The 18,246-nt window shown below is 43.3% G+C and carries 10 protein-coding genes; all 10 read left to right on the forward strand.

Annotated features, from left to right (window positions below; genetic code table 11):
• The first annotated feature begins 1 nt into the window (after position 1).
• The 10 genes from QWY93_RS13775 to QWY93_RS13820 all read left to right on the forward strand — a co-directional run bounded on the left by QWY93_RS13775 (position 2) and on the right by QWY93_RS13820 (position 18,221).
• Entirely contained in the window at positions 2-1,897 is a 1,896-nt protein-coding gene (locus tag QWY93_RS13775) for a RagB/SusD family nutrient uptake outer membrane protein (protein WP_290248929.1), read from the forward strand.
• Between the two features lie 40 nt (positions 1,898-1,937).
• Complete coding sequence (locus QWY93_RS13780; protein ID WP_290248930.1) at positions 1,938-4,958, forward strand: SusC/RagA family TonB-linked outer membrane protein; 3,021 nt, start codon at positions 1,938-1,940, stop codon at positions 4,956-4,958.
• A gap of 17 nt (positions 4,959-4,975) precedes the next feature.
• Complete coding sequence (locus tag QWY93_RS13785; RefSeq protein WP_290248931.1) at positions 4,976-6,751, forward strand: RagB/SusD family nutrient uptake outer membrane protein; 1,776 nt, start codon at positions 4,976-4,978, stop codon at positions 6,749-6,751.
• A 55-nt stretch (positions 6,752-6,806) separates the two neighbouring features.
• Positions 6,807-7,832, forward strand: coding sequence for a DUF5627 domain-containing protein (locus QWY93_RS13790; RefSeq protein WP_290248932.1), 1,026 nt, complete (start codon positions 6,807-6,809; stop codon positions 7,830-7,832).
• 28 nt (positions 7,833-7,860) lie between these two features.
• The gene (locus tag QWY93_RS13795; protein ID WP_290248933.1) at positions 7,861-9,999 is read left to right on the forward strand and encodes an endo-1,4-beta-xylanase; all 2,139 of its coding nucleotides are present in this window, start codon (positions 7,861-7,863) and stop codon (positions 9,997-9,999) included.
• Between the two features lie 86 nt (positions 10,000-10,085).
• A complete protein-coding gene (locus QWY93_RS13800) occupies positions 10,086-11,333 on the forward strand; it encodes a glycoside hydrolase family 5 protein (protein WP_290248934.1) in 1,248 nt (415 codons plus the stop codon).
• Positions 11,334-11,359: 26 nt separating this feature from the next.
• On the forward strand, positions 11,360-12,511 hold the full coding sequence (locus QWY93_RS13805) for an endo-1,4-beta-xylanase (protein ID WP_290248935.1): 1,152 nt from the start codon (positions 11,360-11,362) through the stop codon (positions 12,509-12,511).
• 18 nt (positions 12,512-12,529) lie between these two features.
• A complete protein-coding gene (locus QWY93_RS13810) occupies positions 12,530-14,125 on the forward strand; it encodes a glycoside hydrolase family 43 protein (protein WP_379945476.1) in 1,596 nt (531 codons plus the stop codon).
• Positions 14,126-14,173: 48 nt separating this feature from the next.
• Positions 14,174-15,529, forward strand: coding sequence for a family 43 glycosylhydrolase (locus QWY93_RS13815; protein WP_290248936.1), 1,356 nt, complete (start codon positions 14,174-14,176; stop codon positions 15,527-15,529).
• 214 nt (positions 15,530-15,743) lie between these two features.
• The gene (locus QWY93_RS13820) at positions 15,744-18,221 is read left to right on the forward strand and encodes a glycoside hydrolase family 95 protein (protein ID WP_290248937.1); all 2,478 of its coding nucleotides are present in this window, start codon (positions 15,744-15,746) and stop codon (positions 18,219-18,221) included.
• Positions 18,222-18,246 lie beyond the last annotated feature (25 nt).

The following is an 18,246-nucleotide window of genomic DNA, read 5'->3' on the forward strand; positions in this document are numbered from 1 at the left end:
AATGAATAACAATATTAAATCACTATTAAGGGGATCCATTTGGATAGCGATGTTTTTAATCGTTTCCTCTTGCGAAGACTATCTGGAAAAAACACCGGAATCTATCATTTCCGAAGAACAGGCCTTCCAAAATTTCACCAATTTCCAGGGCTATGTGGAGGAGCTTTATCATTGTGTACCCAATTTCACTTTGTCCAATTGGGTAAGTTCTTGGAATTGGGGAGAAGATGAAATAGAATCTACTGCTGGTACATTCACTTTTGCTTACGATGTGGATCGGGGTAATTTCTGGGGATGGCAAATAGAAAATGGCGGAGGTGAAGGTTGGCTGGATGATAATGGAGTTAATACCGGCCGTAATCATCATAACCAAGGTTTATGGCCCTTGGCCTGGTATGGAATTCGAAAAGCCAATATGGGGTTGGAAAATCTCTCCCTGATGACAGATGCTACAGAGGAAGAGAAACGGTTGATAGAAGGACAGTTGCTGTTTTTCAGGGCTTGGTTCCATTTCTCATTGATCCAGTATTTTGGAGGATTGCCATATGTGGATCATGTTTTACCAAGTGACGAGCAGTTGACTTTGCCGCGCTTGAGTTATCATGAGAGTGCCGATAAAGTGGCGCAGGATTTGGAAAGAGCAGCGGAATTATTGCCTATTGACTGGGACGATACTGCTGCGGGAAGAAGAACCTTGGGCAAGAACCAGCTTCGGATCAACAAGATCATGGCATTGGGCTATCTGGGCAAAAACTACCTTTGGGCAGGAAGCCCCCTGATGAACTCAGTATCCACAGGAAGCCAAAGTTATAATATGGAATATTGTAAGAAGGCCGCGGATACTTTTGGTGAATTATTGCAATTAGTGGAGGGTGGAGAGACTCAATATGCCTTGATGCCATTTGATAAATATCATGATAACTTCTATACCACTGGACAAAATTGGGCTTTGCCTGGTGGGACAGAGGCCATATTTAGAGCTCCTTATTATTCTGCTAATTCATCAAACTGGAGAATATCAAAACAATATCTACCTCTATTTCTTAGTGAAGGTGATCAAACCAACTTCTCCCCTACAGCCAATTATGTCCACGATAATTTTGGGATGGCCAATGGCCTGCCATTACCTGACGATGTCACCCAAGCTGATCCTGAATCAGGGTATGACCCTAACTATCCTTGGAAAGGGCGTGACCCTAGGTTTTATGCAGGGATTGCTTATGATGGTGTCAAGGTGGTGCAAGGAGCTATTCCTGATCCTAATGAAGAAGTCCATCGTTATGCTAACCTTTATTCAGGAGGCAGCTATAGGGATGTTGTAACAGGAAGCCTATCAGGATACGTCAACCGAAAATTCTCCCCGTTGACAGCCAATAGATTTGACAGGTCATATGATTGGGGATCTTCCTTACATATCAATGTTCCCTATATGCGCTTGGCAGATATTTATCTAATGTATTCCGAGGCCACCCTGATGGGATATAACAGTATTGGTGCCACTTCTTCTACTTTTGGTAAAACTCCAGTAGAAGCAGTGAACGTGATCCGTGAACGTGCGGGAATGGTCGGTGTACATGAGAATTTTTTAGGATCAGTGGAGGATTTTCTGCCAGAATTAAGGCGTGAAAGGGCTGTGGAGCTGGCCTTCGAAAGGCACAGGTTCAATGACCTGCGAAGATGGATGCTGTTTATTGAAGAGCCTTATACCATCAAGACTTCTTTTGAGTTTGACCGATCCGGAGAGTTCAATACGGAGGACCCAACCGAAAACCGTATTGTGAACATGAGGGAAGAGGTAATCATTGAACGAAATTTTACTTCCAAACATTATTGGTTACCGCTAAAATTAGCTGATGTGAGCCTTTATCCGGAATTTCACCAGAATCCTGGGTGGTAATGGAATCAATTTTTTGTCTTGTAAAATTAAATGAACAAACATGATGAATAATATAAAAACAGTTTTGGTATGCTGTGTTTGCATGGTGCTTCTCCCCCTGCACCTTCTGGCACAGGATGCGAAGAAAATAACGATTGACCCAGTAATTAGGGCAAGTTCAGGAAATCCTATCGGAGGGGCAATTGTCACAAGCGATCGGGATGAATATTCCGCAGTGTCTGATAGCTTGGGAGTGGTGCATTTGGAGGTGACTTCAAATGCTTACTTAGCGGCTGAAGCTCCAGGGTATGAAACCAAAATTATCCCAGCAAATGCTGGATTGGAAGAAATAGTACTCTTTCCTTATTTAGAAGGAGAAAAAGTCCTGGTTGCCTTCCAGACTAAGGAAAAGAATGATATCATGGGGGGTGTATCGGCTGTTAATATGCCTGAAATAATCAATGAAAACTACATAACCTACCCTTTGAACGGCATGGAAGCATATGTAGGTGGATTCAATGGTAACCTATGGGGTAATAGCAGTTATTTAACTTTGGTAGACGGAGTTCCCCGTGATATCGGTAGTGTAATGCCCACAGAAATAGCCCAGATCACCTTCCTTAAAGGGGTAAACGCAGTGGCTCTCTATGGAAGCCGCGGTGCTAAAGGTGTATTGTTGATCACTACCAAAAGAGGAGTGGCCAATGCCCAAACAATAGATGTCAGAACCAATGTGGGGGTAAATGTACCAAAAAGTTACCCGAAATATCTAGGATCAGGTGAGTACATGGCCTTATATAATGAAGCCAGGACAAATGATGGCCTAAGTCCTTTGTATAGTGAAGAAGATATCTACAATTACGCTTCCGGAAATAATCCTTATCGCTACCCTAATGTAGATTATTTTTCAGAAGACTATTTGCAAAAAGCCTACACCAGGTACGATGCCACTATGGAAATTTCAGGGGGTAATGAAAGTGCAAGGTATTATACCAATATTGGATTTTGGTCTGAAGGATCTGTATTGAATTTTGGTCAGGCTGCTAACAATGGAAATGAAAGGTTTAATATACGAGGAAATGTTGACCTTAACCTTAATGATTTTATTTCCGCTAAAGTAGATGCGGCTGCTATATTTTATAATGGAAAGGGAATAAATGCGAATTACTGGGGGGGATCCACCACCCTTAGGCCGTATCGTTTTACTCCACTGGTTCCAATCGATATGCTTTCACCAGAGGATGAAGAAGCCTGGAATTATGTTCAAAACAGTCAGCACCTGATTGAGGGGAAATATTTGCTTGGAGGGACGCAGTTGGATCAGACCAACCCCATTGCAGGAAGTTACGCAGGTGGGTCCTCTAAATACACCAACAGGCAGTTTCAGTTTAATGCAGGGGTGAATGCCGATTTGCGGAATGTGCTGGAGGGACTTTCCTTTAGTTCTCTTTTTGGCCTAGATTATGCCACTTCTTATAACCTTTCATTCAATAATGATTACGCTGTTTACCAGCCAAGTTGGACCAATTATAATGGGGTGGACGAAATAGCAAGCTTGACCAAATTTGGACAAGATGCCAGTTCAAAAACCCAAAATATCAGCAATAACTGGTTCAGGCAAACCTTGTCATTTTCCGGAAAACTGGATTATCAGAGACATATTGACAACAAGCACCATATCTCAGCGATGTTGATTGCCAATGGTTTCCAAACAGGTGAATCCGGAATATACCATAAGGTGAGCAATGCCAATATCGGCTTGCATGGAAGTTATAACTACAAATCAAAGTATTACATTGACTTTAGTGGTGCAATGGTCCATAGTGCCAAATTGGCTCCTGGTAACCGAAATGCTTTTTCCCCTACTTTATCATTGGGCTGGAGACTTAGTGAAGAAGATTTTATGGCTTCTTCTTCGGTGGTGGATAATCTGAAATTATCCGTATCTGGGGGAATTCTTCATACTGATCTGGACATAACAGATTATTACCTATATGAAGGCATATACACCGATGAAGGATCTTGGTATGAATGGAAAGATGGCCTGAATAATACAGCTACTGATGTAAGGAGAGGGCAAAATTACGACCTGGATTTTCCCAAAAGGGAAGAGATCAGTGTAAGACTGGATGCTTCCATGTTTAATAAGTTGGTGACTTTCAATGGTTCATTCTTTGTCAGTAAAATGACTGGGCTCTTCCTTCAGGATAGGAATAATTACCCAAACTATTTTGTAACAGGGTGGCCCATATCTTCCTGGATCCCTTATGTGAACTATAACAATGACCAAAGGACAGGTTTTGACTTTGAGTTGAACCTCAATAAACAAATAGGTCAAGTGGATTGGAACCTTGGGTTTTCTGGTATTTACTATAATACTAAGGCAACTCAAAGATCAGAGAATTTTGAATATGATTACCAAAGTAGAATAGGGAAACCATTGGACGGATTATGGGGATTGGAAAGTTTGGGCTTTTTCTCTGGGTTAGATGATATTGAAAACTCACCCCAACAAGCGTTTGGAGAGGTGAAACCTGGTGACATCAAGTACAAAGACCAAAATGGAGATGGAATAATAAATGCCCAGGATGAGGTTTATCTCGGAAGAGGTGGCTGGTCCGGAGCTCCCTTGACAATGGGGGTACACCTTTCTGCCAAATTTAAGAACTTTACTTTTTTTGCCCTGGGAACTGCACGTACTGGAGCCAATGCCATGAAAAACAATAACTACTTCTGGGTAAATGGTGAGGATAAATATTCTGAAGTGGTAAGGGGACGTTGGACGGAAGGAACTAAGGAAACTGCCACATTTCCACGTCTCACGACTTTAAATGGTGCCAATAATTTCAGAGGGTCTGATTTCTGGTTGTATAGCACCAATAGGTTTGATTTAACCCGGGTACAGGTTTCTTATAGTTTTCCAGGCAGCATGTTCGGTGAAAGGTTTTTGAAGGGATTGGATTTATACGCCAATGGAGCCAACCTGTTAACCATTGCTCCCAATAGGGATATTTTGGAAATGAATATTGGAAGTGCTCCTCAGACCAGGTTTTATAATGTTGGAATCAAAGCGAAGTTTTAACTAGACCCAAAAGAACAATGAAGATAAATTTAAAAATAGGACTTATTATAACTGCTTTGGTGGTAGTTGCTGGTTGTAGCGACCTAATTGACCCTGCCGTAGAAAATATCCAAAGCAAGGATAACATCCGGGAAAGACCTGGAATGATACAGGGGCTGTTGTTAAATGCCTATCTAAGAATTCCTACCAATGGATATTCATTTAGTGAAATGGCTACAGATGATGCCGTGAGTAATGATCTGGATAATGGATTCCTAAATATTGCTACTGGGCAATGGGCATCCAATAACAATCCATTGGACAGGTGGTCAAGTGCAAATTCGGCCATCCAATACCTAAACGAGATGCTGGTGGAGGTGGGAAATACCGAATATGCTTCCAACCCCCGTGTCAACCAGATGTTTATGGACCGTTTAACAGGTGAAACCTATGGTCTTAGAGCATTATTTATGTACTATTTGCTTCAAGCCCATGGGGGAATTTCAGAAGGAGAACTTTTGGGTGTTCCTATCTTCCTTGAACCCCAAACCGTGGATTCGGATTTCAATATTCCCAGAGCAACATTTGCTGAATGTATGGCTCAGATATATTCTGATATAGAAAAAGCAATGGATCTACTGCCCATGGATTATTATAATATCAGCGATGCTTCGTTGATGCCATCAAGGTACCGGGAAGCGGGCACTCAGTTGAGTGAATATAACCGGGTGTTTGGGGATGATGCAAAACAACTGGTTTCAGGCAGAATTGTGCGGGCAATCCGGGCCCAGGTAGCACTTTTGGCAGCTAGTCCTTCGTTCAATTTGGATGGGGATCAGTCGAAATGGACAGATGCTGCTACCTATGCCGGAAATTTATTGAATACCATTGGAGGTGTAAGTGGCTTGGATCCAAATGGTGTCACCTGGTACAATAACACTTCGGTTATTGATGGTTTGGGAGCAGGAAACAACCCACCTGAGATACTTTGGAGAGGCTCCATCGGTGGACCTTCCAACAATCTGGAATCGCGAAATTTTCCACCTACCCTGTATGGGGACGGGTTAGTAAACCCTACCCAGAATTTGGTAGATGCCTTTCCAATGGCCAATGGCTATCCAATTTCAGATCCTGCCTCCGGGTATTCGGATGATGCACCTTATGCCAATAGGGACCGTCGACTTGCACAATTTATTATACTAAATGGAAGTACAGCGGGACCGACTGGGACTACTATTAATACCGCCCTGGATTCTGATACAAATGATGGCTTGAACAAAGTGGAAACTTCTACCCGGACAGGTTATTATATGCGCAAATTATTGCGCCAGGATGTCAACCTTGACCCTGTTGCCAATACGGGACAACGTCACATTCAACCTCGAATACGGTACACGGAAATTTTCTTGATTTATGCGGAGGCAGCCAATGAAGCTTGGGGGCCAATGGCCAGTGGTTCCTTTGGGTTTTCTGCTTATGATGTGATCAAAGCCATCCGGGAACGAGCCGGAATTGGTACGGACAATGGAGACACCTATTTGGAATCCATAAAAAGCGATCAGGAAGCCATGCGAGAATTGATCAGGAATGAAAGAAGATTGGAACTGAGCTTTGAGGGATTCAGGTTTTGGGATTTGAGAAGATGGGGTTTGGATTTGACTGAAACCGCTCAGGGGATTCGTATAGAAAATGGGGATGATTTCTCCATTATTGATGTAGAAAATCGTGTTTATCAGGATTATATGATTTATGGGCCAGTGCCATATAGTGAAAGGTTGAAATTCAGTGCTCTCCAACAAAATAGGGGATGGTAAATAATCCAAAGCTGAAAATAAGCCTTGAATAAAAGTTACTTTAAACTTAGATACAATGAAAAAGATACCATATATAATTATAGCCTTAGTCTTGGTGTTCTCCTCATGCGAAAACCAGGATTGGGAGTTTCCCAATTTCGATTACCAAACGGTCTATTTCGCTTACCAGTTTCCTGTGAGAACCCTTACAATGGGAGAAGATATTTTTGATACATCACTGGACAATGAAGGGAAGTTTAAATTGATGGTAACCACTGGAGGGGTGTACAGTTCTCCAAATGATGTGTCGGTACAGATTGAGGTGGACGAATCCCTGGCCGAAGGGTTGTTATTTGAAGAGGGAGGGGACGAGGTTGAAGTCCTTTCCTCAGAATATTATCAATTAAGTTCTGAGACAGTTACCATTCCCAGGGGAGAAATTGCTGGAGGAGTGGAGGTACAACTCACAGGCGCATTTTTCAATGACCCACGTGCGATCAAGAAAACTTTTGTCCTACCAGTGAAAATCACTGAGGTTATGAATGCGGATTCGGTGCTTTCCGGTATTCCGGTGGTTGATAATCCAAGGAGAGCAATTGCTGAAGACTGGTTTCCAACTCCAAAAGATTTCACCTTGTATGCTGTAAAATATGTTAACGAATGGCATGGCAATTACCTCAGAAGAGGCAGGGATATTATTTCAGGAAAGAACCCTGATATTATAGACGATACGGTTGTTAGGCATGAAGAGAACGTGGTGGATGATGAAATCAATGAATTATTAACCCAATCTCTTTCGGAAGTGCTATTCCCTCTATCATTTCCTGGTGAGGGGGGTGAAAATATTACTGCCGACCTCCTGCTATCCTTTGATGATGAAGGAAACTGTACTGTTTCTGCAGCACATGAGGGTTACACAGCAAGTGGTAACGGAAAATTTGTAAAGGATGGAGAAAAGTCCAGTTGGGGAAATCAGGACCGGGATGCTGTTTACCTGGAATATGAGATTGATCTGCCCCAAATGCATGTAGCAACTGTGGATACATTGGTGATTAGGGACAGGGGAGTTGGAATGGAAACATTTAGCCCAGTGCTGAAATAACCTATAGATAATTTTAACCCGAATTAACATGAAAAAAAGATATATCAATTTTCTGGGGGGAGCAGCATTGTCATTAATGGCTTCCTGTGTGGATTATGTTCCTCTTGATGAATATAAGGTCGAAAAGCCAGAAAGTATTGCTATTCAGGAAGAATTGAATTCATATAATACCTTAAAAAGTTACTTGGATAGTACCGCTAATCCCAATTTCATCCTTGGTGGTGCAGTAGGACAATCCGAATATGCCAATAAGGGTGTAATGTACCGACTTATCAACAGTAATTTTCATGAAGTTACTGCAGGATATGGAATGAAGCATGGAGCAGTGGTACAATCGAATGGAAGTTTGCTTTTGGATGGGGTAAATGCGATGTTAAATGCGGCTTCATCTGCCGGTATATCGGTTTATGGACATACCCTTTGCTGGCATGCCAACCAAAATGCCACTTATTTGAATGGTTTATTAGAGCCTTTGGTCGTAAATTCACCTGCCTTTGCCAATGAACTGGAGCTGGGGGGGCTTAAGGAAGGGGAACTTTCCGGATATAGTACCAATGGTGATGTGTCCATAGCGGAAAATAAAGGAATGGGCGAGGGTACTTCGGCCATAAAGCTGTCCACAGGTGGTAATGCGTCTTCACCGGAAGACCTTCAATTCACTATTCCTGATATTCCTACTGAAGAAGGAAAGGAATATGAGATTGTAGCTTATATCAAATCTGATATGCCGGGTGAGGGGAGAATCAGTTTTGAGGGATTGGAAAATAACGAACCTGAAATAGACTGGATGGAAACAGGAGAGCCATCAGCTACCTTCCAAACCTCTATTTCATGGCAAGAAATCCGATTTAGGGTAAGTGATTTTCAGGGTGATTCCTTTAAGCTGAAATTTGATATGGGCTATTCTCCGAATACAACCTATTATTTGGATATCAATAACCTGTACGTTTTTGACCCCAATGGAGAGCCAATCATCAATAATTTAATTTCTAATGGGGACTTTGAATCCGGTACTGGCTGGGGAGGCTGGGGAAACAACTCCACACGTGGTATTACTGAGGACGGAATGGGATTTGGCGGAGAAGGCAAAGCTTTTTATGTAACCAACCCTTCCCTTACAGGAGGTTTCTGGCAAGTACAAACCTCCTATGGGTTTGCCGAGCCATTGGAAAATGGAGAAACCTATAAACTGAGTTTTTGGGTAAAAGGTGATTCGGAAGGTATTATTCGGCCGGAATTACAAAGCCCTAACTATTCTTCCAATGGATTTGGTCAAGTATTGGTTACCAGGGAATGGACCAAGGTTGAGCTGACGACTACCGCTACGGCCGATGATAGGATAAGATTTATCATTAGTTATGGTGAATATGCAGGTACTGTTTATATCGATAATGTGGTGTTAAGTAGTGCCTCTCTTTCGGGAGGAAGCACCACTTTAGTTCAAAAAACACCTGAAGAAAAAGAAGCTATTATTTCTTCAGAATTGGAAAGGTGGATTTCCGGTATGGTATCCAATAGCGCTGACCATGTCAAAGCCTGGGATGTGGTCAATGAGCCTATGGATGACGGCAATCCATATGAATTGAAAACTGGAGTTAGTAAAGCCAATAAAGCTGCAGATGAATTTTACTGGCAGGACTATCTGGGCAAGGATTATGCGGTCAAGGCTTTTCAATGGGCCAGGGAATATGGTAATCCTGACGACCTTCACTTTATCAACGACTATAATCTTGAGTATAATCTTGATAAATGCCAAGGGATTATCGACTATGTCGCCTATCTGGAAAGCAAAGATGCACAGGTAGATGGAATAGGTACACAAATGCATATTGGCATTGATTCCAACAAGCAAAATATCGCCAAGATGTTTGAAATGTTGGCTGCAACTGGAAAGCTGATTAAAGTTTCAGAACTGGATGTGAGGATAAATTCAGGTAACCCTACACCTGAAATGCTTCAACAGCAAGCTGAAATGTATAAATATGTAGTGGATACCTATAATGAATATGTTCCAAAAGCACAGCAATATGGCATTACGGTGTGGGGCATTACTGACAGTCCTGACAATGCCTCCTGGCTTCCTGGAGAGCATCAAGGGCTTTGGAATGTTAACTTTGATAGAAAACCAGCCTATGTTGGTTTCTTAGAAGGCCTTCAAGGATTATAATTAGGGGGTAAGCCGGTGATATGCCATTGTGCTATCACTGGCTTTTTTTGTCGTTTGAAAAAACTTTCATTTTAATTTCAATGGATATGAAAAATGCCTCTTATATGGGCATCCTGATATTGCTATGTCTTTTTATGGGGTGTAGCACCACGGAGGAGCCTGTACCAGAGGGCCAGAAGGAAGAAGCGAAAGAAATCCAGACCATTTCCTGGCCCAACCCCACCCCTCAATTGCATGTAGAAGGCAGGTTTCTAATGGATCCCTGCGGCAATTCCGTAAACCTTCATGGAGTGGCCATGACACCCAGTCCTTGGTTCAATGGAGGGCATGTGGGAGAATGGCGTTGGAATAATTATGATGTGGAAGGGTGCCTGAACTATAATAAGTCTGTCATGGATAAACTTTCCGCAGGTGATGAAGAGGGCTGGTACCTGAATTATGTCCGCTTGCATATTGACCCATATTGGTCCAATACACCTGGAGAACCTATCCCGGAAAATGACATTTCCCGCTTTGATTTTGACCGTTTTGTCACGGCAGTGGATGAGGTGATTGTACCCTTGATTGACCATGCCAGGTCCAGGGGAATGTATATTATTTTACGTCCTCCCGGAGTCTGTCCACACCACATAGCCTTAGGGGATGAGTATTATGATTACTTGATGACCATTTGGAACCATGTTTCCCAACATCCGGACCTTAAAAATACAGATCATGTCATGTTTGAACTGGCCAATGAGCCGGTACAGATTCTAGGCAGCAATGGTGAATATGGCAGCGATACTCCGGCCCATTATGAGGCTTTACAACAGTTCTTCCAGCCGATTGTAAATAGGATCAGGGAAAATGGGGCGGAAAACATCCTATGGATACCAGGTTCGGGATACCAGTCCCATTATCGTGGATTTGCCGACTATCCCATTGAGGGAGAAAATATCGGCTATGCCGTCCATCTGTATCCCGGCTATTGGGGTCAGGATCTTAATGACCCCAATACCTTGCGACAACAATGGGAAAGGAATTTCAAACCTGTAGCCGATTTTGCACCCATGGCAGTGACGGAAATTGATTGGGCACCGGAGCAATATGGTGTATGGGGAAAAGGTGGTATCACCGGCATGGCCAATGGTTGGGGATTTGGTGCCAATTTCAAGTTGCTAGCTGATGAAACAGGTAATGTTAGCTGGAACCTGCTATCACCTGAAAATCTGATCGACCGGGGAGATCCAGATGGAGGAATTGCTTTTGGAGCTGATCCAGATGCCTGTGCTAAGCCTGTTCATGATTGGTTTCGGGAATATGCGGAGGAATTGGAATTATGTGAAAGTGAATAAGGGCAAAATAGATAAGCAAGTAAAAGATGAATCAATATATCCAAAAACAAATCTGCTTTCTTCTCATTTGGGGATTGGTATTGGCTTTTGTTGCCTGTAGTACCTCAGGAGAATCTGTGGAAAAATCAGCACCTACCTTAAAGGATGCTTTTCAGAAAAAATTCCTGATGGGTACAGCCCTCAATGCCCCACAAATAATGGGAAGGGATACTGCAACCATGAAGGTAGTGAAAACACACTTCAATAGTATTGTTGCTGAAAACATTATGAAAAGCGGAATGCTTCAGCCCAGAGAAGGGGCCTTTCGGTTTGATCTGGCCGATCAGTTTGTAAAATTCGGTGAGGAAAACAACCTGCAAATCCATGGCCATACGCTTATTTGGCATTCCCAGGCCCCCAGGTGGTTCTTTATGGATAAGGATGGAAATGAGGTATCTCCTGAAGTGTTGACTGAACGGATGCGAAAGCATATTCATACTGTGGTTGGGCGTTATAAGGGGAGAGTCCATTCCTGGGATGTGGTCAATGAAGCTATACTGGATGATGGAACTTACAGGAATAGTAAATTTTATCATATCCTCGGCAAAGACTTTATCAAACTCGCTTTTCAGTTTGCCCATGAAGCAGACCCTGAGGCGGAACTGTACTATAATGATTTTAGTATGTCAAAACCTGGAAAACGAGTAGGGGTTGTCAAGATGGTTCAGGAACTACAGGAACAAGGAATCCGGATAGATGGAATCGGTATGCAGGGACATATTGGTTTGGAGCACCCCGAATTAGAAGAGTTCGAAAAGAGTATTCAGGCATTTTCCGATTTAGGGGTCCACGTAATGGTTACCGAACTGGATCTTTCTGTACTACCTTCTCCATGGAATAGAGATGCAGGGGCTAATATCTCGGATAATGTGGATTATGAGGATAAGATGAATCCCTATCCTGATGGATTGCCTGATAGCGTTGAGCAAGCGTTTGACGATCGCTATCTGGAGTTTTTTAATTTGTTTATAAAATATGAAGACGAGATTTCAAGAGTAACCCTTTGGGGGGTAAATGATTCCAATTCATGGAAAAACGGATGGCCTATAAGAGGAAGAACAGATTATCCTTTACTTTTTGACCGCGAAAATAAAGCAAAGCCTGTTGTTGAAAAATTGATTAGGGTGGCTAACCAATAAACCATAATTGAAAAAATCATGGTAAAGTATCAAAATAAAAAAAGGGGGGATTTACTAGCGATATTAGCTTTTTTGATGACCGTTATGTGGGGCCAGGCCGTGCTGGCTCAGGGTAAGTCAGGAAAAAATCCAATTATCCATGCGGATGTCCCGGACATGTCTATGATCCGGGTAGGGGATACTTATTATATGAGCAGCACTACCATGCACATGAGCCCAGGTGTTCCGGTCATGAAGTCAAATGATTTGTCTAATTGGGAACTAATTAACTATGCCTATGACCGCTTGGGGGAAGTGGAAGCGATCAATTTGGAAGATGGAAAAAATGCATACGGGGCAGGTTCTTGGGCAAGCTGCCTGAGGTTTCATGAAGGTACTTATTATCTAAGTACATTCTCTTCCACCACGGGAAAAACCTACATCTTCACCACCAGGGATTTAGAACAAGGCACTTGGAAATCGCATTCATTTTCTCCTTCCTATCATGATCATACCTTGTTTTTTGATGAGGATGGCAAAATCTACATGATCTGGGGCGGGGGGAAACTGAACATGATAGAATTGGAAGAGGATTTGTCCGGAATAAAGGAGGGAACTGAACGTGTTTTGATCGAAAATGCTACCGCTCCTTCAGGCCCAAATGTCATGTTACCTGCAGAAGGTTCCCAGCTGTTTAAAGTTAATGGCAAATATTACCTCTTTAATATTTCCTGGCCCCGAGGTGGGATGCGGACCGTTATTGTTCATCGTGCAGATAAAATCACAGGGCCTTATGAAGGCAAGGTAGTGCTCCAGGACAAAGGTGTGGCCCAAGGTGGTTTGATCGACACGCCGGAGGGGGAATGGTATGCTTATCTGTTCAGGGACAATGGAGCGGTTGGAAGGATACCTTATCTGGTGCCAGTGGAATGGAAAGATGGCTGGCCGGTATTGGGTATTAAAGGTAAAGTGCCGGAAACTTTGGATGGACTTCCAGCCAGTAAGGGTCTCATTCCGGGGATTGTCGCTTCAGATGATTTTGAAAGGAAAGCAGGAGATGAAAGCCTTCCTTTGGTATGGCAGTGGAACCACAATCCAGATCCAGCCAATTGGTCACTCAAAGCCCGAGATGGTTGGCTCCGAATTTCCACAGGTCGGCAGGATAAGAATTTTTTAACGGCAAAAAACACCCTTACCCAGCGGACTATTGGGCCGGAATCCACAGGAATTACAAAAATGGACGTGTCTGGAATGAAGGAAGGTGATGTTGCCGGCCTGGGTCTTTTGCAAAAGGAATATGGCCTGGTTGGGGTCAAGTTCCAAAACGGTCAAAAAACCATCACCATGATCAACACCAATTCGGGTGAAGCCAAAAATATACAGGAAGTCCCTTTGCATCAGGAAACTGTCTATTTCAAAGCAGAGTGTGATTTTACAGCAAGAAAAGATCAGGCCAGGTTTTTCTATAGCCTGGATGGAAAAGAATGGAAGGATATAGGGAATGTCCTGAACATGAAATATACCCTTCCGCACTTTATGGGTTACCGTTTTGCCCTTTTTAACTATGCGACCAAAAATCCTGGCGGACATGTGGACTTCGATTATTTCCACGTCAAAGATGAAATCGGGGAATAAGAGAAAGAGCCTATGAACATAAAGAATATAATCAAAAAAAGTACATGGATGGTCTGCGTAGCGGTCTGTTTGGGGACGGCTGCAATGGCACAAAACCCATTGGTGATGGACCAGTTTACAGCAGATCCCACGGCCCGAGTTTTTGGTGACCGCATTTATGTATATCCTTCTCATGATATCCGTTGTGATGAGAGACAAGGAAGGCCCGATTGGTTCTGCATGGAAGATTATCATGTGTTTTCTTCCTCCAATTTGACGGAATGGGAAGATCACGGGATGATTGTCAGTCAGGAAAATGTCCCTTGGGCCGATGAGGAAGCTTACAGCATGTGGGCCCCGGATTGTATCGAAAAAGACGGCAAATATTACTTCTACTTTCCCACTAGGAAGAAAGAAGCTGATGCCAATGAAAAAGGGTTCTCGATAGGCGTAGCAGTGGCAGACCATCCTGAAGGTCCATTTGTGCCGCAAGACCAACCGATCAAAGGGGTAAGGGGGATTGACCCAAATGTCTTGATAGACAATGATGGGCAGGCCTATTTATATTGGTCAGAAGGACATATTTATGGGGCCAAGCTGAAAGACAATATGTTGGAACTGGCCTCTCCACCAAAGATTTTAAAAGATTTGCCGAGCAAAGGACTTAAAGAAGGTCCCTTTGTTTTTGAACGGGAGGGAATTTACTATATGACCTATCCCCATGTGGAAAACAAAACCGAAAGGCTTGAGTATGCTATTGGCAATAATCCTTTGGGGCCATTCGAGTTTCAAGGAGTGATCATGGATGAATCCCCAACCGGATGCTGGACCAACCACCATTCCTTGGTGATATTCCGGGATCAGTGGTATTTGTTTTACCACCATAATGACCTTTCTCCAGACTTTGATAAAAACCGCTCCATTCGGGCAGACAGCTTGTTTTTTGATACTCAGGGAAAAATTAAAAAAGTTACCCCTACGTATCGGGGTATAGGATTGAGCAGTGCTTTTGAGAAAGTCCATCTGGATCGATACAGTCGGCTCAGTGAAAGGGGAGCTGTTATTACCTTCTTGGATGAGTCAAATCCATTTCTAGGCTGGAAAACGGTCTTGGAAAATGAGGAAGGTTGGATCAAATATGATGCGGTGGATTTTGGAAAGGAAAATACCCAAAGTATGACCTGGAGGGTCAGGGCTCCCCGGGGCGGAAATGTTCAAATCCGTCAAGGGAGCAAGGAGGGGAAGTTGATCAGTAAGGTGGAGATGAAGCGGAACGCTGAATGGCAATCCATCACAGTTCCCTTGGCCCATAGTCCTTCAGGGATCAAGGATTTGGTCTTGAAAGGAAATAGCCCAGGTATTATAGAAGTAGATTGGGTAAGGTGGGAAAAGACCAAAGAAAAACAGGGGGAATTATTGGAGTGAAGATGATATAATGGGTTCCAAATGATTTGCAATTGAGTAACCTTTTGATTCGAGATTAGGGATTCGATAATCGTTATTTATGACCTGATATTAATGTTTGAGCTTTGAGAATTTGGTCTTCAGCCTTTGGAAAAGAACAAACAGGTGGAACCGTTAACCGCTTAACACCGACTCGGGCATTGGCCTACTGGAATCAATATTGAGCCATATAACCATGGATAAACAAATAACCCTTTTATCAATTTTTATATTGCTTTGCCTGTCCTGTGGGCCTTCCGGAAAGGTGGACCAAAGCATCGAGGTTTCGGATGCCCATTTGCGGCTTTGGTATGATGAGCCTGCAGAACAATGGGTGGAAGCCTTACCGGTCGGAAATGGCCGATTAGGGGCGATGGTATTTGGCGACCCCGACAAGGAAACCATCCAACTCAATGAGAATACCTTATATGCCGGACAACCTTATAGAAATGACAAGCCCGAGGCCAAAGAAGCTTTAGCAAAAGCCAGAAAGCTGATTTTTGAAGGGAAGTATGATGAAGCCCAGGGACTTATCGATCAGAAGTTTTTTAGTGGTGTAAATGGAATGCCTTATCAAACATTGGGAAACTTAAGGTTGGATTTTCCAAAGGAGGAAGCTGTTTCCGATTATTCCAGAGAGCTTAACCTGGAAACAGCCATAGCAACCACCCAGTATAAAAAGGGGGATACAAACTATGAAACCAAAGTGTTGTCTTCCTTTCCAGATCAGGTGATTGTGGCCCAAATAAGGGCGGATAAGGCGGGTGCCATCCAATTTTCAGCCACCATGAACCGCCCGGAGCAAATTGATCTGCACACCAATGGCAAGGATGAATTGATCCTGACAGGAATTTCCAGTGATCATGAAGGCATCAAAGGAGGTGTGGAATTTGAAGCCCGGGTGAAAATTGTCACTGAAGGTGGTGAAATAACTGCTAATGACAAAACTTTAGAAGTAAGCGGTGCGGATATGGCCACCTTGTACATTTCCATGGCTACCAACTTTGAAAACTACCGGGATATTTCCGGGGATGCGACTGCAAAAGCCAATGCCTTTCTGGAAAAGGCTATTAACAAAGGTTTTGAGGATATTTTAAATGATCATGTGGCCGATTACCAACAATACTTTAAGCGGGTGAGCCTTGATCTAGGGGAAACTGAGTCCGTAAATAAGCCCACAGATGATAGAATTGCTGAATTTTCACAGGGAATTGATCCGCAGCTAGTGGCCCTTTACTTTCAGTTTGGCCGTTACTTGTTGATTTCTTCCTCCCGTCCAGGAGGTCAACCGGCCAATTTACAGGGGATATGGGCAGATCAACTCAAGCCTGCTTGGGATAGCAAGTACACGGTCAATATCAACACAGAAATGAACTATTGGCCTTCGGAGATCACCAACCTAACTGAGATGAATGAACCCTTGGTTCAAATGGTCAGAGAACTATCCCAAACAGGGAAGAAAACGGCTAGAGATATGTACGGAGCTTCAGGTTGGGTGATGCATCATAATACTGATATTTGGCGGATTACTGGACCAGTTGATGGGGCTTTTTGGGGACAGTGGCCTATGGGCGGTGCCTGGCTTTCCCAACATTTGTTTGAAAAATATGAATTTGCCGGTGACAAAGGATACTTGGAATCCGTTTACCCCATTCTCAAGGGATCGGCTGAATTTTATTTGGACTTTTTGGTTGAAGAGCCGGAAAAGGGCTGGTTAGTAGTGGTGCCTTCTGTATCACCTGAAAATGCACCTTCTTCCGATCATGGCGCATCGGTTTCCGCAGGAACCACTATGGACAACCAACTGGTTTTTGACATTTTCACCAAAACTGCACGTGCTGCCGAAATTTTGGGAGTTGACACAGAGCTAAGACAAAAAATTGACGAAAAGCTAGGGAAGTTGCCTCCGATGCAAATAGGAAGCTGGGGTCAGCTGCAGGAATGGATGTACGATTGGGACAATCCAGAAGATCATCACCGACACGTTTCACACCTATACGGATTATACCCTTCCAATCAGATTTCTCCCTATCGTAGCCCAGAACTGTTCAGTGCTGCAAGAACATCTTTGGAAGCAAGGGGTGATGAATCAACAGGTTGGTCCATGGGCTGGAAAGTGAATTTATGGGCCCGTTTACTGGATGGCAACCATGCCTTAAAGCTGATCCAAGACCAATTGTCCCCTTCAATCCAAGCGGATGGAAGGGAGAAAGGAGGAACCTATCCCAATTTATTTGATGCCCATCCACCTTTTCAGATCGATGGGAATTTTGGCTGTGCAGCGGGAATTGCTGAAATGTTATTACAAAGCCATGATGGTGCTATTCATCTTTTGCCTGCTTTGCCCGATGCTTGGGAAGATGGTAAAGTGAGTGGTTTACGTGCCAGAGGTGGATTTGAAGTAGCGATGGAATGGAAGGAGAAAAAACCTCAGCAAGTAGTCATCAAGTCTGCGCTGGGAGGATTGTGCAGGATCCGGTCTTATTTTCCTCTGATTGGAAAGGGACTTAAACCAGCCACTGGAAAAAACAGCAATCCGTTTTTTCAGACTCCCGAAGTAAAACCGGCTTTGGTTGCTTCTGAATCTACGTTAGTGCCACCCGTTTTGGATGAAATATATGAATACGATTTGTCCACCAAAGCAGGCAAGGAATATGAACTTCAAGCTAAATGATCCTCATCAGATAGTAACATGCTAA

The organism is Echinicola jeungdonensis (assembly GCF_030409905.1).
Taxonomy (GTDB): Bacteria; Bacteroidota; Bacteroidia; order Cytophagales; family Cyclobacteriaceae; genus Echinicola; species Echinicola jeungdonensis.

Excerpts from the sequence above, each read along its gene's own strand:
- QWY93_RS13775 (WP_290248929.1), top strand. The coding sequence starts at position 2 with ATGAATAACAATATTAAATCACTATTAAGGGGATCCATTTGGATAGCG.
- QWY93_RS13785 (WP_290248931.1), top strand. The coding sequence starts at position 4,976 with ATGAAGATAAATTTAAAAATAGGACTTATTATAACTGCTTTGGTGGTA.
- QWY93_RS13780 (WP_290248930.1), top strand. The coding sequence starts at position 1,938 with ATGATGAATAATATAAAAACAGTTTTGGTATGCTGTGTTTGCATGGTG.
- QWY93_RS13820 (WP_290248937.1), top strand. The coding sequence starts at position 15,744 with ATGGATAAACAAATAACCCTTTTATCAATTTTTATATTGCTTTGCCTG.
- QWY93_RS13810 (WP_379945476.1), top strand. The coding sequence starts at position 12,530 with ATGGTAAAGTATCAAAATAAAAAAAGGGGGGATTTACTAGCGATATTA.
- QWY93_RS13805 (WP_290248935.1), top strand. The coding sequence starts at position 11,360 with ATGAATCAATATATCCAAAAACAAATCTGCTTTCTTCTCATTTGGGGA.
- QWY93_RS13795 (WP_290248933.1), top strand. The coding sequence starts at position 7,861 with ATGAAAAAAAGATATATCAATTTTCTGGGGGGAGCAGCATTGTCATTA.
- QWY93_RS13790 (WP_290248932.1), top strand. The coding sequence starts at position 6,807 with ATGAAAAAGATACCATATATAATTATAGCCTTAGTCTTGGTGTTCTCC.
- QWY93_RS13815 (WP_290248936.1), top strand. The coding sequence starts at position 14,174 with ATGGTCTGCGTAGCGGTCTGTTTGGGGACGGCTGCAATGGCACAAAAC.
- QWY93_RS13800 (WP_290248934.1), top strand. The coding sequence starts at position 10,086 with ATGAAAAATGCCTCTTATATGGGCATCCTGATATTGCTATGTCTTTTT.